The sequence below is a fragment of the Pseudomonas sp. S10E 269 genome (assembly GCF_002798465.1).
GTDB classification, from domain to species: Bacteria; Pseudomonadota; Gammaproteobacteria; order Pseudomonadales; family Pseudomonadaceae; genus Aquipseudomonas; species Aquipseudomonas pergaminensis.
In genome coordinates this window covers 1182837-1203535 of sequence record NZ_PHIJ01000001.1, presented here as the reverse complement: position 1 = coordinate 1203535, position 20699 = coordinate 1182837, and the positions used below count along the sequence as shown (strand labels likewise).

Annotated in this window: 17 protein-coding genes and 1 other RNA gene; 14 read left to right on the top strand and 4 right to left on the bottom strand. The window is 60.7% G+C overall.

Annotated elements, in window-relative coordinates:
* Positions 1-37: 37 nt before the first annotated feature.
* The 5 genes from CWC48_RS05640 (at position 38) to CWC48_RS05620 (ending at position 7965) form a co-directional block, all read left to right on the top strand.
* A complete protein-coding gene (locus CWC48_RS05640) occupies positions 38-1897 on the top strand; it encodes a DUF1302 domain-containing protein (protein ID WP_100491474.1) in 1860 nt (619 codons plus the stop codon).
* A 27-nt stretch (positions 1898-1924) separates the two neighbouring features.
* The gene (locus tag CWC48_RS05635; protein WP_078046915.1) at positions 1925-3289 is read left to right on the top strand and encodes a DUF1329 domain-containing protein; all 1365 of its coding nucleotides are present in this window, start codon (positions 1925-1927) and stop codon (positions 3287-3289) included.
* A 249-nt stretch (positions 3290-3538) separates the two neighbouring features.
* On the top strand, positions 3539-6268 hold the full coding sequence (locus tag CWC48_RS05630; protein ID WP_100491473.1) for a LuxR C-terminal-related transcriptional regulator: 2730 nt from the start codon (positions 3539-3541) through the stop codon (positions 6266-6268).
* An 85-nt stretch (positions 6269-6353) separates the two neighbouring features.
* Positions 6354-6998, top strand: a complete 645-nt coding sequence (locus CWC48_RS05625; protein ID WP_100491472.1) for an MBL fold metallo-hydrolase — start codon at positions 6354-6356, stop codon at positions 6996-6998.
* A gap of 193 nt (positions 6999-7191) precedes the next feature.
* Complete coding sequence (locus CWC48_RS05620) at positions 7192-7965, top strand: OmpA family protein (protein ID WP_078046952.1); 774 nt, start codon at positions 7192-7194, stop codon at positions 7963-7965.
* A 59-nt stretch (positions 7966-8024) separates the two neighbouring features.
* Here the strand turns inward: CWC48_RS05620 and CWC48_RS05615 are convergent, their stop codons facing one another.
* From CWC48_RS05615 to CWC48_RS05600, 4 genes are all read right to left on the bottom strand, one after another.
* A complete protein-coding gene (locus CWC48_RS05615; RefSeq protein ID WP_012722284.1) occupies positions 8025-8606 on the bottom strand; it encodes a BON domain-containing protein in 582 nt (193 codons plus the stop codon).
* The gene (locus tag CWC48_RS05610; protein WP_007904374.1) at positions 8603-9196 is read right to left on the bottom strand and encodes a phosphoheptose isomerase; all 594 of its coding nucleotides are present in this window, start codon (positions 9194-9196) and stop codon (positions 8603-8605) included. Before CWC48_RS05610 ends, CWC48_RS05615 begins: the two co-directional genes overlap by 4 nt.
* Before the next feature lie 92 nt (positions 9197-9288).
* Complete coding sequence (locus tag CWC48_RS05605) at positions 9289-9660, bottom strand: YraN family protein (protein WP_078046953.1); 372 nt, start codon at positions 9658-9660, stop codon at positions 9289-9291.
* Positions 9660-11471: a penicillin-binding protein activator gene (locus CWC48_RS05600; RefSeq protein WP_100491471.1), complete on the bottom strand. Its 1812-nt coding sequence runs from the start codon at positions 11469-11471 to the stop codon at positions 9660-9662. The genes CWC48_RS05605 and CWC48_RS05600 overlap by 1 nt, the downstream gene beginning before the upstream one ends.
* A 176-nt stretch (positions 11472-11647) precedes the next feature.
* Between CWC48_RS05600 and rsmI the strand changes: the two genes are divergently transcribed.
* The 9 genes from rsmI to mraY all read left to right on the top strand — a co-directional run bounded on the left by rsmI (position 11648) and on the right by mraY (position 20697).
* The gene (rsmI, locus tag CWC48_RS05595) at positions 11648-12553 is read left to right on the top strand and encodes a 16S rRNA (cytidine(1402)-2'-O)-methyltransferase (RefSeq protein WP_177409475.1); all 906 of its coding nucleotides are present in this window, start codon (positions 11648-11650) and stop codon (positions 12551-12553) included.
* A 96-nt stretch (positions 12554-12649) separates the two neighbouring features.
* Positions 12650-13003, top strand: an RNA gene (gene rnpB, locus CWC48_RS05590) — RNase P RNA component class A.
* Positions 13004-13357: 354 nt separating this feature from the next.
* On the top strand, positions 13358-13813 hold the full coding sequence (gene mraZ, locus CWC48_RS05585; RefSeq protein ID WP_003171868.1) for a division/cell wall cluster transcriptional repressor MraZ: 456 nt from the start codon (positions 13358-13360) through the stop codon (positions 13811-13813).
* Positions 13810-14757, top strand: coding sequence for a 16S rRNA (cytosine(1402)-N(4))-methyltransferase RsmH (rsmH, locus tag CWC48_RS05580; RefSeq protein ID WP_078046955.1), 948 nt, complete (start codon positions 13810-13812; stop codon positions 14755-14757). The genes mraZ and rsmH overlap by 4 nt, the downstream gene beginning before the upstream one ends.
* Positions 14754-15047, top strand: coding sequence for a cell division protein FtsL (gene ftsL / locus CWC48_RS05575; RefSeq protein ID WP_003216203.1), 294 nt, complete (start codon positions 14754-14756; stop codon positions 15045-15047). The genes rsmH and ftsL overlap by 4 nt, the downstream gene beginning before the upstream one ends.
* Complete coding sequence (locus tag CWC48_RS05570) at positions 15047-16789, top strand: penicillin-binding protein 2 (RefSeq protein WP_164673122.1); 1743 nt, start codon at positions 15047-15049, stop codon at positions 16787-16789. The genes ftsL and CWC48_RS05570 overlap by 1 nt, the downstream gene beginning before the upstream one ends.
* Positions 16789-18252, top strand: a complete 1464-nt coding sequence (locus CWC48_RS05565; RefSeq protein ID WP_100491470.1) for a UDP-N-acetylmuramoyl-L-alanyl-D-glutamate--2,6-diaminopimelate ligase — start codon at positions 16789-16791, stop codon at positions 18250-18252. Before CWC48_RS05570 ends, CWC48_RS05565 begins: the two co-directional genes overlap by 1 nt.
* A complete protein-coding gene (murF, locus tag CWC48_RS05560) occupies positions 18245-19615 on the top strand; it encodes a UDP-N-acetylmuramoyl-tripeptide--D-alanyl-D-alanine ligase (RefSeq protein WP_100491469.1) in 1371 nt (456 codons plus the stop codon). The genes CWC48_RS05565 and murF overlap by 8 nt, the downstream gene beginning before the upstream one ends.
* The gene (gene mraY / locus CWC48_RS05555; protein ID WP_071491183.1) at positions 19615-20697 is read left to right on the top strand and encodes a phospho-N-acetylmuramoyl-pentapeptide-transferase; all 1083 of its coding nucleotides are present in this window, start codon (positions 19615-19617) and stop codon (positions 20695-20697) included. The genes murF and mraY overlap by 1 nt, the downstream gene beginning before the upstream one ends.
* Positions 20698-20699 lie beyond the last annotated feature (2 nt).

The window sequence follows — 20699 nt, the reverse complement described above, 5'->3', positions numbered from 1 at the left end:
TCACTGCCATAACAATAATGCACATGGAGTAGCGTCGATGACCTCAGTAAACCAGTTCTGGCGCCGGGCAAGACTGCCCCTGGCCGTCAGTCTCGCCTCTACGCTCGCCGGGCCCGCATTCGGCGTCAGTTTCAATATCGGTGAAATCGAAGGGAGTTTTGACTCGTCTCTTTCCGTGGGTGCGAGCTGGTCGACGGCCAAGCCCAACAAAGATCTCATTGGTGCGAACAACGGTGGTCGTGGCCTGTCCCAGACTTCCGATGACGGTCACCTGAACTTCAAGCGCGGTGAGACCTTCTCGAAGATCTTCAAAGGCATTCATGACCTGGAGCTGAAGTACGGCGATACCGGTGTATTTGTACGTGGCAAGTACTGGTATGACTTTGAGTTGAAAGACGAAAGCCGTGAGTTCAAGGACATCAGCGACAGCAACCGCAAGGAAGGTGCCAAGTCTTCCGGTGGGCAGATTCTAGATGCCTTCATTTACCACAACTACAACATTGCCGATTTGCCGGGTAACGTGCGCTTCGGCAAGCAGGTGGTGAGCTGGGGTGAAAGTACTTTCATCGGCGGCGGCATCAACTCCATCAACCCGATCGATGTGTCCGCATTCCGGCGTCCGGGGGCTGAGATCAAGGAAGGCTTGATTCCGGTCAACATGTTCTACGTGTCGCAAACCCTGACCGATAACCTGTCGGCGGAAGCGTTCTATCAGTTGGAGTGGGACCAGACCGTTACCGATAACTGCGGTACGTTCTTCTCGCAGCCTGACGTGATATCTGACGGTTGCAGCGATAACCTGCGAGTGCTCAACAAGCGCTCGACCATTCCGGGTGCCGCTTTTCCGACCTTGAATGCCCTGGGTGTAGACGTCAATAACGAGGGTGTACTGGTACGTCGTGGTCCCGACCGTGATGCGCGGGACAGTGGCCAATTTGGCGTGGCCATGCATTACAACTTCGAGCCGCTGGATACCGAGTTCGGCGCGTACTTCATGAACTATCACAGCCGTGCACCGATCTTCAGTGCTCAAGGTGCACCGTCGTCCGCTTATACCCGTCCGCTGGGGCCGCTGGCTGCGCTGCGTCCGCTGATCGTGGCTGGTAGCTCGAACTACTTCGTCGAATACCCGGAAGATATCCGCCTCTACGGCCTGAGCTTTTCCACCACGCTACCTACGGGCACGGCCTGGAGCGGTGAGTTGAGCTACCGGCCGAATGCGCCTGTGCAATTGAGCACGACCGATATCCTGTATGCCGGTGTCACGCCAATTCCGGGCTTTGGCAATGCGTCCGTGCTGAAAGGGACGCCTGGCCAGGATTTGCATGGCTATAACCGCAAGGAAGTGACTCAGTTCCAAACCACCTTCACGCACTTCTTCGATCAGGTGATGGGCGCCAGCCGCTTGACCACTGTCGGTGAAATCGGCGTGACCCACGTCGGTGGTCTGGAAAGCAAATCCGAGGCCCGTTACGGTCGTGATCCGGTGTTTGGCCCAGGTAGTCTGCCAGGTGGGTTTTGCAACGCCCTCAACAACTCGACGGCCACCGGCGCAGGTCTTCCCAATGCGGCAGGTTTGAATACCAACTGCAACAACGACGGTTACACCACCGCCACCTCCTGGGGCTACCGCGCTCGCGCCATCTGGGAATACCCGGACGTGTTCGCCGGCGTCAACCTCAAGCCAAACGTGGCGTGGTCCCACGACGTCAAAGGTTACTCGCCAGGCCCTGGCGGTAACTTCGAAGAAGGTCGCAAGGCGGTCAGCCTGGGCCTGGATGCCGAGTATCAGAACACCTACACCGCCAGCCTGGCCTACACCAACTTCTTTGGTGGCAAGTTCAGTACGGTGGATGACCGCGACTTCGTCGCTTTGAGCTTCGGCGCCAACTTCTAAGCACACGCATTTCAGGAAGACCAGAAGATGAAAATAACCAAAAGTCTGTTGCACGTGGGTGTGCTTGGGCTGTCGATCCTGGCGAGCAACGTCATGGCGGCAGTCTCGGCGGATGAAGCCGCCAAGCTGGGCACGACCCTGACCCCGATGGGCGCCGAAATGGCCGGCAACGCGGCGGGTACTATTCCAAAATGGTCGCCGCTGCCCACCAATGCTGGCGCCGTCGACGCCCGTGGGTTCCTGGCCAACCCGTACGCCAGTGAGCAACCGCAATTCACCATCACTGCAGCGAACGTCGAGCAATACAAGGACAAGCTGGCGCCGGGGCAGTACGCGATGTTCAAGCGTTACCCGGAGACCTTCAAGATGCCGGTCTACCCGACCCATCGCGGCGCTACCGTGCCGGCCGATGTGTTTGCGGCCATCAAGAAGAACGCCACCACCACCAACCTGGTGTCTGGCGGCAACGGCCTGGAAAACTTTGAAACCGCCGTGCCGTTCCCGATTCCAAAAAGCGGCGTTGAGGTGATCTGGAACCACATCACCCGTTATCGCGGCGGCAGCGTGACCCGCCTGGTTACCCAGGCCACGCCGCAAACCAACGGCTCGTTCAGCCTGGTGTATTTCAAAGACCAGTTCGTGTTCCGCGACAAGATGAAAGACTTCGACCCGAAAAATCCGGGCAACGTGCTGTTCTACTTCAAGCAACAAGTGACCGCGCCAGCGCGCCTGGCCGGTGGTGTGCTGCTGGTGCACGAAACCCTGGACCAAGTGAAGGAACCGCGTTCGGCGTGGGTCTACAACGCCGGCCAGCGCCGCGTGCGTCGGGCGCCACAAGTGTCCTATGACGGCCCGGGTACTGCCGCCGACGGCCTGCGTACCTCCGACAACCTCGACATGTACAACGGTGCACCGGATCGCTACGACTGGAAGCTGGAAGGCAAAAAAGAAATCTACATCGCCTCCAACAGCTACAAGATCGACGATCCGAAGCTCAAATACGCCGACATCATCAAGGCCGGCCATATCAACCAGGACCTGACTCGCTACGAGCTGCGCCGCGTCTGGCACGTCGTCGCCACCTTGAAGGAAGGCCAGCGCCACATCTACGCCAAGCGTGACTTCTTCATCGATGAAGACACCTGGCAAGCAGCGGTTATCGACCACTACGACGGCCGTGGCCAACTGTGGCGCGTGGCGGAAGCCCATGCCGAGAACTACTACGACAAGCAAGTGCCGTGGTACGCCCTGGAAACCCTCTACGACCTGCAGTCTGGCCGCTACCTGGCGCTGGGCATGAAGAACGAAGAGAAGCAGGCGTATGACTTCGGCTTCACCGCCACCACCAGCGACTTCACCCCGGCAGCCTTGCGCCAGGACGGTGTCCGCTAAGCCCAAGCCCCCCACTCTGGGAGCCGCCCCCCTGTAGGAGCTGGCTTGCCAGCGATAGCATTCCCTCGGTGTAACAGGCACACCGAGGGGCCTGCATCGCCAGCAAGCCGGCTCCTACTTTTTTGTGAGGAGATTTTTTGTCGCAGTTCTTTTCAGGCAAATGTTGCAAAGATCTACAAACCTGCCGCTTTTACCGCTAGTCTCCGGACATCTGCAATGCCGACAACAGCCTTCTACAAGAGCCCGGCGATGACTGATCTGTCCCGAATCCAAGGGCCTGCCAGTGCGGTAATCCCCACCCTGGAAGGTCGCTTCTACAGGCCCCCCCTGCCTGACGGCTACGTGCTGCGCCCGCGCCTGTGCGAGCGGCTGAGTGCCGGGCTGGAAGGGCGGTTGTTGCTGGTCAGCGCGCCGGCGGGCTTCGGCAAGAGTTCGTTGGCGGTGGAGTTCTGCCAGAGCCTCCCGGCCCATTGGCAAAGCCTGTGGCTGGGCTTGAGCCCACGGGACAACGACCCTGGGCGTTTCCTCGAGCGCCTGCTCGACGGCTTGCAGCAATTCTTCCCGCAACTTGGCGCCCAGTCCCTGGGCCTGCTGAAAATGCGCCAGCGCCACCAACCCTTTGCCTTTGAAGAATGGCTGGACGGCGTGCTCGATGAGCTGACGGTGCAGCTGTCCACCCGCGCGCCGCTGTTGCTGGTGCTGGACGATTACCATCTGGCCCAGGGGCCGGTGCTCGACCGTTGCCTGCAGTTTTTCCTCAACCATCTGCCCGATGGGCTGGTGGTACTGGTCACCAGCCGCCAGCGCCCGGACTGGCATCTGGCGCGGCTGCGGTTATCGCGCCACCTGCTGGAGCTGCATGAGCAGGACCTGCGCCTGACGCACGACGAATCCCTGGCGGTGCTTGATCGCCACAGCAGTTCGTTACGCGGCGAAGCCCTCGACAACCTGATCCGCCGCAGCGAAGGCTGGGTCGCCGGCCTGCGCTTCTGGTTACTGGCCGCGTCCGAAGCCGGCAGTGACGGCGCGTTGCCACAAAGCCTGCACGGTGGCGAAGGGTTGATCCGCGATTACTTGCTGGAAGAAGTCATCGACTGCCTGCCGGCCGACGTGCAGGCGTTTCTGTACGACACCGCGCCGCAGGATCGATTTTGCAGCGAACTCTGCGACGCCGTGCGTGAAGCCCATGACAGCGCCGACATCCTGCGTTACCTGCAAGCCCACCAGGTGTTCCTGGTGCCCCTGGACGAGCAGGGCCACTGGTACCGTTATCACCATCTGTTTTCCGACCTCTTGCGCACCCGACGCGCCAGCAGCCATGTGCTGCCGGCCGCCAGCCTGCACCTGCGCGCCTGCCGCTGGTTCAATGCCCAGGGCTTGATCGATGAGGCGGTGGAGCAAGCCTTGCGCGCCGGTCACCTGGATGTGGCGGCCAATCTGGTGCAGAACCTGTCCGAAGAGCAGCTGTTGGCCGAGCAGAATGTCGGCATGCTGCTGCGCTGGAAAATGGACTTGCCCGACAGCCTGCTGATCAGCACGCCACGTTTGATCGTGCTCTACAGCTGGGCCTTGGGCCTGGCCTGCCAGTTGGACGCGGCGGAAGAATTGTCCAGCTACCTCAGTCGCTTCCTGCCGGCACCCTCGGCCACCGCGCAAAAATCAATGTTGGCCCAGTGGCTGGCGCTGAGCGGGATCATCGCCCGGGGCCGGGGTGATCGCGAGCTGACCCAACGCTATTGCAGCGAAGCCCTGGAAAGCCTGCCGCAACGGCGTTATGGCCAGCGGCTGATGTGCTTGTCGACCCTCTCCAACCTGGCCATTGTCGATGCCGACCTGTGGCGTGCCCGTGGCTTGAATCGCGAATCCCTGGAACTGGCGCAGCGCGTCGGCAACCCGTTGTTCGAGGCCCTGGCCCATTACGACCGTGCGCGGGTGTTGCAGGCGCGCGGTGAAATCCTGCGTTCCCTGGACGAAGTGCGCCAGGGCCTGCAACGCCTGCACGGCTTGGCGCCGCAGCGCTTGTATGCGGTGCGTGCGCGTTTATCGCTCTACGAGGGTTTTTTGTTGCTGGTGCGGCTCCAGCCCGAAGCCGGGCTCGCCCGTTTGCGCGCCGGTCTTGCTGAAGCCAGGGCTTGCCGCGACATCAGTGTGTTGATCGGCCATTGCGTGATCGCCAATTTTGAAGGGCGCCGTGGTGACTTTGGTGCAGCCTTCGCCGAACTCTCCGAGGCTGAGCGGCTGATGCATATCTGGGATGTGCCGCCGATCTACTACCTGGCAATGATCACCCTGATCAAGTGCGAGCTGTGGCTGGCCCAGGGCCGAACCGACTTGGCTGACGCCTGGTTGACGCGTCTGGGGCAAACCTACAATGGCGAACACGCCGCCGCCGCGCCGGAGTTCCACCCACACCTGCCGCAGCACATCGGGCTTCAACAGGCTGCGTTGGACGCGACTCGCCACCAACCGGCGGCGGCGTTGCAACGTCTCGAAGAGTTGGCAATACAGGCTCATAACAGTGGGCGTCAGATGATCGCGCTGATGGCCCTGACCCAGCGGGTGCAACTGTTGCTGGGGGAGGGGCAGGAGGCAAAGGCGCGTCCAGTGTTTGCCCAAGCCCTTGAGGCCGGGGCAGGTGGCGCGTTGCAACCCTTCGAACGATTGCTGGAAACCCACCCGGACTGGATGCGCGAGCAGCTTGCCAAAGATCCCCATGGGCTGCTGAGCCAGAGCCTGCTGGCGCTGTTACCGGCGGTTGCAGTGGTGGAGGCAGCTTCGACTCATGAGACATTGAGCGCCCGAGAGCTGGCGGTGCTGCAATTGATCGCTCAGGGTTGCTCCAATCAGGAGATCAGCAACCGGTTGTTTATCTCACTGCACACGGTCAAGACTCACGCGAGCCATATCAACAGCAAGCTGGGTGTGGAGCGTCGTACCCAGGCGGTGGCGCGGGCGCAGGAACTGAGGTTGATCGGCTAGGGACGCCCCAGTCTGTTTTAATGGCGCAATTATTCTGGTGATATTCGCCCGGAATCGACATTTCATTTGCACGACAGGACCCCGAATGGAAACCGCCAAGCCGACCCTTATCCGTGAAACCTTCCCCGTCGGCCCCTTGCAGTGCAACTGCACCATTATCGGCGACCCGATCAGCAAGAAAGCCATCGTGGTCGATCCGGGCGGCAACCATGAATTGATCCTGGCACGCCTCGATACCCTAGGTCTCAAGGTGGTCAGCATCATTCATACCCATGCTCACCTGGATCACTTCCTGGCGTCGGGCCAGTTGAAGGAGAAGACCGGCGCCACCTTGCACCTGCACAAAGAAGATCAATTCCTTTGGGATAATCTGGAAATGCAATGCCAGATGTTTCGTGTGCCCTACACCCCGGTGCCGTCGCCGGACCGTTGGCTGGAGGATGATGAAGAGCTGGCGTGTGGCTGCGGCGTGGCGTTGCACACGCCGGGGCATACACCCGGGTCGATGAGCTTCTGGTTTGCCGATGCCAAGCTGCTGATCGCCGGCGATACGCTGTTCCGTCGAGGTGTGGGCCGCACGGATTTATGGGGCGGCGACCAGGCCACCATCGTGCGTTCGATCAAGCAACGCCTGTACACCTTGGACGAGGGCGCGACGGTGGTTACCGGTCACGGGCCGGATACCCGCTTGGGGGATGAAATGCGTGAGAACCCTTTCGTGCGGGCGTGAAGGAATAATTACCTCGCAGGGTTTGTTCTATAACAGGCAAGCGTTGTCGCAGAAAACTCAGGTCGTGTTCAGCGAGCGTCTGCTACGGTTTCTGTAGCCACGGAATTTTTACCGTTTGTCGCGTTCCAAACTCGGCACAGGTCCATTGCCAATGTCCTTTGCACCATAGAATGCAAAAGTAGGAGCTCCCTTCATGTTCACTTCGCGTCGTCTGCTTGTTGTCGCTACCTGCGTAGCCTTGTTGTCCGGCTGCGCATCTCCTAACCCTTATGACGGCAGCAGCCAGGGGCAGGCAAGTAATGAGTCTGGCGGGATGAGCAAGACCGCCAAGTACGGTGGGCTGGGTGCCCTGGCCGGTGCATTGGCGGGTGCGGCCATCGACCACAACCACCGTGGCAAGGGCGCGCTGATCGGTGCCGTCGTTGCGGGTGCCGGTGCCGCAGGGTACGGCTACTACGCCGACCAACAGGAAAAGAAACTGCGTGAAAGCATGGCCAACACCGGTGTTGAGGTTCAGCGCCAGGGCGACCAGATCAAGCTGATCATGCCGGGCAACATCACCTTCGCAACCAACTCGGATGCGATCTCCAGCAGCTTCTACCAGCCGCTGAACAACCTGGCCAACTCGCTCAAGCAGTTCAACCAGAACACTATCCAGATCGTTGGCTACACCGACAGCACCGGTAGCCGTCAGTTGAACATGGACCTGTCTCAGCGTCGCGCCCAGAGCGTGGCTAACTACCTGACGTCCCAGGGCGTCAACGGCGCCAACCTGAGCGCCCGCGGTGCCGGTCCGGATAACCCGATTGCCAGCAACGCCGACGTCAACGGCCGTGCCCAGAACCGTCGTGTTGAAGTCAACCTCGGCCCGATCCCAGGCCAGCAGTACGGTCAGCCAGGTGCCCAGCAACAGGCGCCGCAGCAGAACAACCAGTTCCAGGGCAACCCGTACTCGCAGTACCAGTAAACATTCGTTAATAAAAAAGGGCGCCGTAAGGCGCCCTTTTTTGTGGCTGCGTCATTACATCAATCGATGTATTCGAACACCTTCACGATTTTCTGCACACCGGACACACCCTGCACCAAGTTGGCTGCCCGAGTGGCTTCAGCCTGGGTGAGCAGGCCCATCAGGTAGACGATACCGTTGTCGGTCACGACCTTGATGCGCGAGCCAGGGATCGCATTATCGGTGAGCATCTGTGCCTTGATCTTGGTGGTCAGCAAGGCGTCGTTGCTGATGGCCAGCAGGGTGATCGGGTCCATCACCTGCAGTTCGTTGTGCACCTTCTTCACGCGCTGTACTGCGGCGGCGGCTTGCTCGGCCTGGGCCTTGAGGTCGGCACGTGGCGTCTGGCCGGCGAGCAGCACAACGCCGTTGAAGCTGGTCACCACGATGCGCGAAGCACCGTTGCCCAGGTCGGGCGCGGCCTTGGCGACGTTGACTTCGACCTTGGTTTCGATCAGCGAGTCATCGATTTTGCTGCCGAAAGTGCGGGTGCCCTTGTCATCCTGAATAGGGGTGTCACGTGTTGCAGTGATGGCCGTGCTGCAGCCGCTGATAGCGAGGCACAGGGTGATGGCCAAAAGGCTGAGGCGGTTAACGGTCATTCTTCACTCCCAAACAGTTGGCTGTCGATCAGATCGCACAGGCAGTGGATCGCCAGCAGGTGGACTTCCTGGATACGTGCGGTGACATTGGCCGGGACGCGAATCTCCACGTCTTCAGGCAACAGCAGCGAGGCCATGCCGCCGCCATCGCGTCCGGTCAATGCTACGACAATCATTTCGCGATCATGTGCGGCCTGGATCGCTTGAATAATATTCGCCGAGTTGCCGCTGGTGGAAATCGCCAGCAGCACGTCGCCTGGTTGGCCCAGGGCGCGGATCTGCTTGGAGAAGATTTCGTTGTAGCTGTAGTCGTTGGCAATCGAGGTGATCGTCGACGAATCGGTGGTCAAGGCGATAGCCGGCAGGCTCGGACGCTCACGTTCGAAGCGGTTGAGCAACTCGGACGAAAAATGCTGGGCGTCGCCGGCCGAACCGCCGTTGCCGCACGAAAGCATTTTGCCCTCGTTGAGCAAGGCATTGACCATGACCTGACTGGCTTGCTCGATGTGCGGTGCAAGTACGTCCATCGCCTGTTGCTTGGTGTCGATACTGGCCTGGAAAAGCTGGCGAATTCGGGATTGCATGTCCATCTGTGTGACCTTAAGTAGCGCGGCTGTTCGGCACAGGAATGTGCAGCCCGCAAAGCAAAGAGCAAAAGTGTGTGGTGAAGATGTCCGGCGAATCAGCTGTCGAAGGCATTTTTGAGCCAGTTCAGATCAGCCTGACCAGACGGTGTGCTTTCTATGGCAACCACATCGAAACGGCAGGGGGCGTCGGCCCAGCGATGCTCTTTTTGCAGGAAGAACTGCGCGGCGAGTATCAGTTTCTGACGCTTGCGCCCGTCGATACTGGCGAGCGCGCCACCCCATTGTGCGTGTTTTCTGTAGCGGACTTCGACAAATACTACTGTATCGCCGTCAAGCATGACCAGATCAAGCTCGCCACGTTTACATAACCAGTTCTGCGCCAATAGGCGCAGACCTTGTTGTTGCAAGTGCTTGAGGGCGTGAAGCTCGGCGTCCTTGCCGCTTTGTGCGCTGGACCGCTCGGGCATCAGCGCGGGGTGTCCGGCAGGCGCTGGATCTCGCCGCCGACAAACTTGGCCCATGGCATCTGGCGATCAACGCGCTGGTTGGTGCTGATGCCCAGGTTGCCCGACAGGCCGTCGACACGGGTATCCGGCAGTGCCTTGAGTTGGCCCAGGCGTGGCGCCAGGCGGTAGGCATCGACGCCCATCGCGTACAGGCGGCCAAGGCTGCCGTTGGCTTGCGGCCATTGTGCGGCAACCTGGTTACGCAGCGGGTCGGTGGTGTTGAGCAGCCAAGGGGTTTCGCAGAACATCACATTGGTCATGTCCAGGTACTGGTTCTTGTCGCCGCTGGCGCTGAACACGTGGGACGTGGCATACACCGGCACATCGCCGGCGTATTGGAAGTTCAGGGTCGGCTTGATCTGCTGGGCCAGTTGCGGCGTGACGGCCAGGAAAATGAACTCGATGTCCTGGCGGCGCGATGGCTGCGCGGCTACGTCGGTACCGACGGTGCTTTGCAGGCTCTTGGCGCGACCTTCGCTTTTGCGCAGTTGGAACAAATCGGCAATCTGCTGGGCGAGGGCGACCGGCTGGTCAACGTACTCGACGCCAACAACCGTGCCGCCATTGGCTTCCCAATCCTGGCGGAAGGCCTTGTAGACACGCTCACCCCATTCGCCACGCGGCACCATCGCTGCGGCGCGGTGCAGGCCGTCGGCGCGGGCGCGACGCGACACTTCGCGGGCTTCGTCTTCTGCGGCAAGACCAAACTGGAACAGTTGTGCCGGGCCTTGGTCAGTTTCGCTGTAGTTCAGCGCGAGCGTAGTGATGGGCAGTTGTGGGCGGGCGCTGAGCTGTTTGACCAGCGGTTTTTCCAGCGGGCCGACCACCAGTTGCACGCCGGCAGCCTGGGCCTTGGCGTAGAAGTCGTCGAGGGAGGTCAGGCGCGAGCTGTCGTAGAACTCGATCACCGGTGGCTTCTGTCCGGCTTGTTCGGCCTGGTAGTGCGCCGCCATGAAGCCTTCACGCAGCGCCTTGCCGACAGAGGCCAGGGGGCCATCCTGCGGCAGCAGCAGGGCGATCTTGGTCAGCGGTTGGCTGGCCAGTTCCTTGAGCTTGGTCAGCGGCGTCGGCAGTTGCACGGCAGCCGGGTGGCCCGGGTTCTGCGCGCGCCAGGTGTCGATGGCGGCTTGTTGTTGCTCCAGCGTGCCGGCGCCCTTGACCGACTGGGCCAGGCTGATCCAGCCGTCCAGCACCGGGTTGCCGCTGGCTTGCAGCTGTTCGGCCGGCAGCGCGGCGATCAATACCCAGATGGCTTCGTGGTTGGCGTTGGCGGCATCGCCCGTGAGCAGCGGGGCCATGGCGACACGTTCCCGCGCGGCAGCCAGGGTCTGGCCGTCGGCTTCATAAGCGCGGGCGTGTACGCTGCCGGTACGGATCTGCTGTTCAGGCGGCAGGTCCTTCAGGCTTTGCAGGCTCGGGTGGTTCAGGGCGGTCAACGCCGCCTTGGGCTGATTGCGCGCCATGGCCAGTTCGGCGGCCAGGGTGCTGGCAAACACTTGCGCGGCCGGCTTGAGGACATCCAGGGGCACCTGCGCAAGAATCTGCGACGAGCGGCCGGGGTTGTTCTGTTTGTAGGCCATGTCTGCCGCACTCAGGCGCAGCAATGCCGCCTTTTCTGGCGTCTTGGCGGTGGTGGCCTGTTCGAGCAGTTGCTCGATACTGGCGTCCGGGGTCCGTGGAAGGTCGCCAAGGCTGGACGAGGGCGAGCTGGCACACGCGGCCAGCAAGGCAGCGAGGCAGAGGGCGGAGAGCAGCCGCAGGCAAGCGATCATGTAAGTGTTCCTGATACCGATCAAATTAGCGTGGAATTGTACCCAAGCACTGGCCCAGGCGCGATGTTACTGGCGTGAAACCGTCGATTTAGGTCGTGCAAATGTTGCAGTTGGCTATTAACGGCCTGAAAGGCATCGGCCGTGATGGCATATTTTCAAGGCGCCTACGCGCTACAATGTCGCTTTTGCCAACCATCGAGGTGTGCGTTTTGACTGCTCCAGGTCCTTTGAATTCCACTGCAGGCTCGCTTTTTGTCGTGGCGACGCCCATTGGCAACCTGGACGACATCAGTGCCCGGGCATTGAAAGTGTTGCGCGACGTTAAATTGATCGCGGCTGAAGACACTCGGCACTCCCAGCGTTTGATGCAGCATTTTGGTATCAGCACGCCATTAGCGGCCTGCCATGAGCACAACGAGCGCGAAGAAGGCAGCCGCTTTATCGTGCGCCTGTTGGCAGGCGACGATGTGGCGCTGATCTCCGACGCGGGTACGCCGCTGATCTCCGACCCTGGCTACCATCTGGTGCGCCAAGCACGGGCCGCTGGTATCAATGTAGTGCCAGTTCCGGGAGCGTGCGCGCTGATCGCAGCATTGTCGGCGGCCGGCTTGCCTTCCGACCGTTTTATCTTCGAAGGTTTTCTGCCGGCCAAGGCCGTGGGGCGGCGGGCGCGGCTTCAAGCGTTGAAGGAAGAACCGCGTACCTTGATCTTCTATGAAGCCCCGCATCGCATCCTTGAGTGCCTGCAGGACATGGAGCTGGTGTTTGGCGGCGAACGCCTGGCACTGCTGGCCCGCGAGCTGACCAAGACCTTCGAGACCCTCAAGGGCCTGCCGCTGGAGGCGCTGCGCGCGTTTGTCGAAGGCGACAGCAATCAGCAGCGCGGCGAGTGTGTGGTACTGGTGGCGGGCTGGAGCGCGCCGGAGGATGAAGACGCGGTAGGCAGCGAGGCCATGCGCATCCTGGACCTGTTGCTCAAGGAGATGCCCCTTAAGCGTGCAGCGGCCCTGGCGGCGGAAATTACCGGCGTGCGCAAGAACCTCTTGTACCAGGCGGCGCTGGATAAACAGAAAGCCGAATAGTTCCGGGGTAGAACCTGTATTCCGTCTGAACGTGATGGCAATTCTGAACTTTTATTACTTGTCCTAAGTCCGCCGTGCCGTTAACCTGCGCGGCGGAGAGTCGATTGGACAGTCGCTGCCTTCTATGAAAATTAGAGGGGGGAGGAAAGTCCGGGCTCCATAGGGCGAAGTGCCAGGTAATGCCTGGGAGGCGTGAGCCTACGGAAAGTGCCACAGAAAATAACCGCCTAAGCACTTCGGTGCCGGTAAGGGTGAAAAGGTGCGGTAAGAGCGCACCGCACGACTGGCAACAGTTCGTGGCTAGGTAAACCCCACTTGGAGCAAGACCAAATAGGGTCCCAAGGCGTGGCCCGCGCTGGGACCGGGTAGGTTGCTAAAGATGTCCAGTGATGGCCATCGTAGACGAATGACTGTTCAAGACAGAACCCGGCTTATAGATCGACTCTCCACCTTTTTCCTTCTGTCCGAATCTCGGGCAGAAACCCGGTAGTAACGCAAGAATCCCTCCCTGCCAAATCATTGGCAGATGCAGCTTCGTAATACCAAAAAAATCTTACTCTTAATAAATTACTTTAACTTTAGGCCATAGCTCTTTGAGCTATTTGTGCTTGATGGGCCAAAAACATCGCCGAACTCTGGTTTCTCCTCCTTTTACGCTCCTAAATCTCCGTTCTGTAAGGCTTTTCCTTGAATCCGCGCCTTGACGGTGTGGTGGGCGCATTCCTATAGTGTGCGCAAGTGGCGGAAAGTGGCACAAAGTGGGTTTTTTGAACGTAAAACGCTAAAATTTGGAGAAACGCATCTGTGTTTCGCGGAGCTAACGCTATCAGTCTCGATGCAAAAGGCCGTCTCGCCATGCCGAGCCGGTATCGTGACGAGCTCATTTCGCGAAGTTCCGGGCAGTTGATCATCACCATCGATGCCGTTGACCCTTGTTTATGTGTTTACCCGCTCGATGAGTGGGAGTTGATCGAAACCAAATTGCGCGCCCTGCCTTCATTGCGTGAAGAAAACCGCCGCCTGCAGCGTTTGCTGATTGGTAATGCCGTCGACCTCGAGCTCGATGGCAGTGGTCGTTTCCTGGTACCGCCGCGCTTGCGCGAGTACGCCAAGCTGGATAAGCGCGCAATGTTGGTCGGCCAACTGAACAAGTTCCAATTGTGGGACGAAGATGCCTGGGATGCTGTTTCTGCAGCTGACCTGGCTGCTATTCAACAACCGGGCGCTATGCCTGATGAACTGCGTGATTTGATCCTGTGACTATTGATAGCGGCTTTAACCACATCACCGTACTGCTTGACGAAGCCGTTGAGGCTCTCGCCGTACGCGCGGATGGCTGCTATCTGGACGGTACGTTCGGCAGGGGCGGGCATAGCCGGTTGATACTCAGCCAGCTCGGGTCCGACGGTAAACTCCTCGGGTTCGACAAAGACCCTCAAGCGATTGCCACCGGGCAAGCGCTAGCGGCCGAAGACGGCCGCTTTGTCGTTGTGCAGCGTAGCTTTGCCGAGCTGGGTGCCGAAGTCGCCGAGCGTGGCATGGCAGGTAAGGTGGCCGGGGTTTTGCTCGACCTGGGCGTGTCTTCGCCACAGCTCGACGACCCGGAGCGCGGTTTCAGTTTCATGAACGATGGCCCGCTCGACATGCGCATGGACCCGACCCGTGGCGTCAGCGCTGCACAGTTCATCGCCACCGCGCCGGTGGAAGAAATTGCCCGCGTGTTCAAGGAGTACGGTGAAGAACGTTTCGCCGGCCGCATGGCCCGCGCCGTGGTCGAGCGCCGCGAAATCCAGCCGTTCGAACGCACTGCCGACCTGGCCGAAGTGTTGAAGGTCGCCAACCCTGCATGGGAAAAGGGCAAGAACCCGGCAACCCGCGCATTCCAGGGCCTGCGCATTCACGTCAACAACGAATTGGGCGACCTGGAGGCCGGCCTCGAGGCTGCCCTTGAGGCGCTGGAAGTGGGCGGTCGCCTGGTGGTGATCAGCTTCCACTCCCTGGAAGACCGTATCGTCAAACTGTTCATGCGTCGCCTGGTCAAGGGTGAGTCCGATAACCTGCCGCGTAACCTGCCGGTACGTTTCGAAGCCTTTGTGCCGAAAATCAAAATCCTTGGCAAAGCGCAGTTCGCTTCAGAAGCCGAACTCAAGGCCAACCCACGTTCCCGTAGCGCCGTCATGCGCGTCGCGGAGAAGTTGCGGTGAGCAAGCTTTTCGCCAAGCCCCTCCCGGGCGGCAGCTTCTTTATGTTGCTGCTGTTTGTCGGCGTGCTGGTTTCCGCGATTGCGGTGTCCTACAGCGCGCACTACAACCGTCAACTGCTCAATACCCTGTACGGGGAACTGAGTGTGCGTGACAAGGCGCAAGCGGAGTGGGGCCGGCTGATCCTGGAGCAAAGCACTTGGACGGCCCACAGCCGTATTGAAGTGCTGGCCACCGAACAGCTGAAAATGCACATCCCGGGCGCGGCCGAAGTCCGCATGGTGGCGCCATGATGAAACTCGAAGGCGCACTCTACCCTTGGCGCTTCCGCCTGATGCTCGGCTTGCTGGCATTGATGGTGGGGGCGATCGCCTGGCGGATCATCGACCTGCAAGTGGTCGATCGTGACTTCCTGATCGGTCAAGGCGATGCGCGCAGCCTGCGCCATATCCCTATTCCTGCGCACCGCGGCCTGATCACCGACCGTAACGGCGAGCCCCTGGCCGTGAGTACGCCGGTGACCACCCTATGGGCCAACGCCAAGGAATTGCAGGTCGCCAAGGACAAGTGGCCACAACTGGCTGCCGCCCTGGGCCAGGACCCTAAAGCCTTGGCCGAACGCCTCGAAGCCCAGGCCAATAAAGAATTCATCTACCTGGTTCGTGGCTTGACGCCTGAACAGGGCCAGCAGGTGCTCGACCTTAAAGTCCCCGGTGTCTACGGCATCGAGGAATTCCGTCGTTTCTACCCGGCCGGTGAAACCACCGCGCATATGGTCGGCTTCACCGACATTGATGACCATGGCCGTGAAGGCGTGGAACTCGCCTACGATGAATGGCTCGCCGGGGTTCCCGGCAAACGACAAGTCATCAAGGATCGGCGCGGCAGACTGATCAAGGATGTCCAAGTCACCAAAAACGCCAAGGCCGGTAAGCCCTTGGCGTTGTCGATTGACCTGCGCCTGCAATACCTGGCCAACCGCGAGCTGCGAAACGCGATCATCGAGAACGGCGCCAAGGCCGGTAGCCTGGTGATCATGGACGTGAAGACCGGCGAGATCCTCGCCATGGTCAACCAGCCGACCTACAACCCCAACAACCGTCGCAACCTGCAGCCGGCGATGATGCGCAACCGCGCGATGATCGACGTGTTCGAACCGGGTTCGACCATGAAAGCCATCTCCATGAGCGCCGCCCTCGAAACCGGACGCTGGAAGCCCAGCGACAAGGTTGAGGTGTACCCGGGCACCCTGCAGTTGGGCAAATACACCATTCGTGACGTATCGCGCACCGAAGGTCCGGTGCTGGATCTGACAGGTATCCTGATCAACTCCAGTAACGTGGGCATGAGTAAGGTCGCCTTTGATATCGGCGGCGAAACCATCTACCACCTGGCGCAGAAGATCGGTTTGGGCCAACCCACCGGCCTGGATTTCCCAGGCGAGCGCGTGGGCAACCTGCCCAACTATCGCGACTGGAAAAAGGCCGAGACCGCCACGCTTTCCTATGGCTATGGCCTGTCGGTGACCGCGATCCAACTGGCCCACGCGTTCTCTGTATTGGCGAATAACGGCCGTATGGTTCCGCTGAGCCTGATTCATGTCGACGAAGCCCCGAAAGCCACTCAGGTGATCCCGGAAAACGTCGCCAAGACCATGCAAGGCATGCTGCAACAAGTGATCGAAGCGCCACGCGGCGTATTCCGTGCCCAAGTGCCGGCGTATCACGTGGCGGGCAAGTCGGGTACTGCGCGTAAGACGTCGGTGGGCACCAAGGGCTACGCCGAAAACTCTTACCGTTCGCTGTTCGCTGGCTTCGGCCCGATGAGCGATCCACGTTACGCCATCGTTGTGGTGATCGATGAACCGAGCAAGGCCGGTTACTTCGGTGGCCTGGTATCGGCGCCGGTGTTCAGCAAAGTGATGTCCGGCACCCTGCGCCTGATGAACATCACGCCGGACAACCTGCCGCCGACCCAACAAGCGAACGCCGGTCCACCGGCCGCTGCGGTAAAAGCCAATGGAGGGCGCGGCTGATGTCTCTTAGCCTGAACAAGATTTTCGCCCATGCCGGTCGCGATCTGTTGATCCGCGAGTTGAGCCTGGACAGCCGTAATGTACGTGCCGGCGACCTTTTCCTGGCCGTGCCTGGTGGGAAATTCGATGGCCGTGCGCACATCGCGGATGCGTTGCAGCGCGGTGCAGCTGCCGTGGCTTATGAAGTGGATGGCGCTACGGTGCTGCCGATCACTGACGTGCCGTTGATTCCGGTCAAAGGCCTGGCTGCGCAGTTGTCCGATATCGCCGGGCGCTTTTATGGCGACCCGAGCCGCCAGCTCAACCTGATCGGTGTCACTGGCACCAACGGCAAGACCAGCGTGACCCAATTGATTGCCCAGGCGCTTGATCTGCTGGGCCAGCACTGCGGCATCGTCGGCACACTGGGCACGGGTTTCTACGGCGCGCTGCAAAGCGGCCTGCACACCACCCCGAACCCGATAGCCGTGCAAGCGACCCTGGCCGACCTGAAAAAGGCCGGTGCCAAGGCGGTCGCGATGGAAGTGTCGTCCCACGGCCTGCACCAGGGGCGCGTTGCCGCCCTGGCGTTCGACGTGGCAGTGATGACCAACCTGTCTCGCGATCACCTGGACTACCACGGCACCATGGAAGCCTACGCTGCCGAAAAGGCCAAGCTGTTTGCCTGGAACGACCTCAAGTGCCGCGTGGTAAACCTGGACGACGAGTTCGGCCGCCAGCTGGCTGCCGAAGACCGTGAGTCGCGCCTGATCAGCTACAGCCTGGAAGACGCCAGTGCTTACCTGTATTGCCGTGAAGCTCAATTCAATGACGAAGGCGTGCGCGCCACGCTGGTGACGCCGCAGGGCGAGCACCATTTGCGCAGCAGCCTGCTCGGTCGTTTCAACCTGAGCAACGTGCTCGCCGCCGTTGGTGCGTTGCTCGGCCTGGATTACGCCCTGGATGAGATCCTGCGCGTGCTGCCGAAGCTGGAAGGCCCGGCTGGCCGCATGCAGCGCCTGGGTGGCGGCACGCAGCCGCTGGTCGTGGTCGATTACGCCCACACACCGGACGCCCTGGAAAAAGTCCTGTTGGCCCTGCGTCCCCACGCCAAGGGCAAATTGCTGTGCCTGTTCGGCTGTGGCGGTGATCGCGATCGCGGCAAGCGCCCTTTGATGGCTGAGATTGTCGAGCGCCTGGCCGATGGCGTGCTTGTCACCGACGACAACCCGCGTAGCGAAGACCCGAGCCAGATTTTCGACGACATCCGTGTTGGCTTCAACGACGCGTCCAAGGCCACTTTCGTTGCCGGTCGTGGCGCGGCCATTGCCCAACTGATCGCCAGCGCCAGCGCTGACGATGTGGTGGTGCTGGCTGGTAAGGGCCACGAGGACTATCAGGAAATCAATGGCGAGCGTCATGCCTTCTCCGATCTGGTCGAGGCCGATCACGCCCTGACCGCCTGGGAGGTCGCCCATGCTTAAAGCGATGAAATTCAGCGCACTGACCCAGGCCCTGTCGGCCCGGGTCGTGTCGAGCGATTGCAGCTTCGATGGCGTCAGTATCGACAGTCGCAACATCAAGCCGGGGCAACTGTTTGTCGCCCTGGCTGGCCCGCGCTTCGATGGTCACGACTACCTGAATGAAGTCGCCGCCAAAGGAGCCGTCGGTGCCTTGGTGCAACGTGAAGTCGCGGATTCCACACTGCCGCAACTGCTGGTCGCCGACACCCGCCTGGCCCTCGGCCAATTGGGTGCGTTGAACCGTGCCGCATTCACCAACCCCGTTGCGGCCATCACCGGCTCCAGCGGCAAGACCACGGTCAAGGAACTGCTCGCCGGTGTCCTGCGTACGCGCGGCCCGGTGCACGCCACCCGTGGCAACCTGAATAATGATTTTGGCGCACCGCTGACCCTGCTCGAACTGGCCCCGGAACACACCGCGGCAGTGATCGAACTGGGCGCGTCGCGCGTCGGCGAAATCGCCTACACCGTGGCGCTGACCAAGCCCCACGTGGCGATCATCAACAACGCCGGTACCGCCCACGTCGGCGAGTTCGGCGGCCCGGAGAAAATCGTCGAAGCCAAGGGTGAAATCCTCGAAGGCCTCGATGCCTCGGGCACCGCTGTACTGAATCTTGACGACAAGGCTTTCGAAACCTGGCGTGTACGTGCCGCCGGGCGCAAGGTCCTGACGTTTGCCGTGCTCAACGCGGCGGCTGATTTCCACGCTTCCAACATCACTGTGGATGCCCGTGGCTGTCCGTCCTTTACCTTGCACACCCCGCAAGGCAACGAACACGTGCAGTTGAACCTGCTGGGCAACCATAACGTTGCCAACGCCTTGGCCGCCGCCGCCGCCGCCTACGCCCTGGGCGTGTCGCTGTTCGGTATCGCCACGGGTCTGGGCGCGGTGCAGCCGGTCAAGGGCCGCACCGTGGCACAGCTGGCAACCAACGGCATGCGCGTGATCGATGACACTTACAACGCCAACCAATCCTCGGTCTGCGCGGCCATCGACCTGCTCAACGGTTTCGACGGTCGCAAGGTGCTGGTGCTGGGCGATATCGCCGAACTGGGCGACTGGGCCGAACAGTCCCACCGTGAGGTCGGCGCCTACGCCGCAGGCAAAGTCGACGCGCTTTATGCCGTCGGCAAGAACATGGCTCACGCCGTCGACACCTTCGGCCCCGGCGCGCTGCATTTCGCCACACAGGCCGAACTGATCCAGGCGCTGACGGCGGCTGAACACGACAAACACACAACCATTTTGATCAAGGGATCGCGCAGCGCGGTGATGGAAAACGTCGTCGCGGCCTTGTGTGGCTCAAGTACGGAGAAACATTAATGCTGCTGCTGCTGGCTGAGTATCTGCAACAGTTCCACAAAGGCTTCGCGGTCTTTCAGTACCTGACCCTGCGCGGGATCCTGGGTGTGCTGACCGCGTTGTGTTTGTCGCTGTTCCTGGGGCCGTGGATGATCCGCACCCTGCAGAACCTGCAAATTGGTCAATCGGTTCGTAATGACGGCCCGCAGTCGCACTTGTCCAAATCCGGCACCCCGACCATGGGCGGCGCGCTGATCCTGTCGTCCATCGGTATCAGCACCTTGCTGTGGGCTGACCTGCACAACCGCTACGTGTGGGTGGTGCTGTTGGTGACCCTGCTGTTCGGCGCCATCGGCTGGGTGGATGACTACCGCAAGGTGATCGAGAAGAACTCCAAGGGCCTGCCAAGCCGCTGGAAGTACTTCTGGCAGTCGGTATTCGGCCTTGCTGCCGCGATCTTCCTTTACACGACCGCGCCGAGCGCAGTGGAAACGACCTTGATCATCCCGATGCTCAAGGACGCCAGCATTCCACTGGGCATCGGCTTTGTGGTGCTGACTTACTTTGTGATCGTCGGCTCCAGCAACGCGGTCAACCTGACTGACGGCCTCGATGGCCTGGCGATCATGCCGACGGTGATGGTGGGCGGCGCGCTCGGCATCTTCTGCTACCTGTCGGGTAACGTGAAGTTCGCCGAGTACCTGCTGATTCCTTACGTACCGGGCGCGGGTGAGTTGATTGTGTTCTGCGGCGCACTGATCGGTGCCGGCCTTGGGTTCCTGTGGTTCAACACTTACCCCGCACAAGTCTTCATGGGTGACGTCGGCGCACTGGCGCTGGGCGCGGCCCTGGGCACCATTGCCGTGATCGTTCGCCAGGAAATCGTGCTGTTCATCATGGGCGGTGTGTTCGTGATGGAAACCCTGTCGGTGGTCATCCAGGTGGCTTCCTTCAAATTGACCGGGCGTCGTGTGTTCCGCATGGCGCCGATTCACCACCACTTTGAACTCAAGGGCTGGCCCGAGCCACGCGTGATCGTCCGCTTCTGGATCATCACCGTGATTCTGGTGCTGATTGGCCTTGCCACCCTGAAACTGAGGTAGAA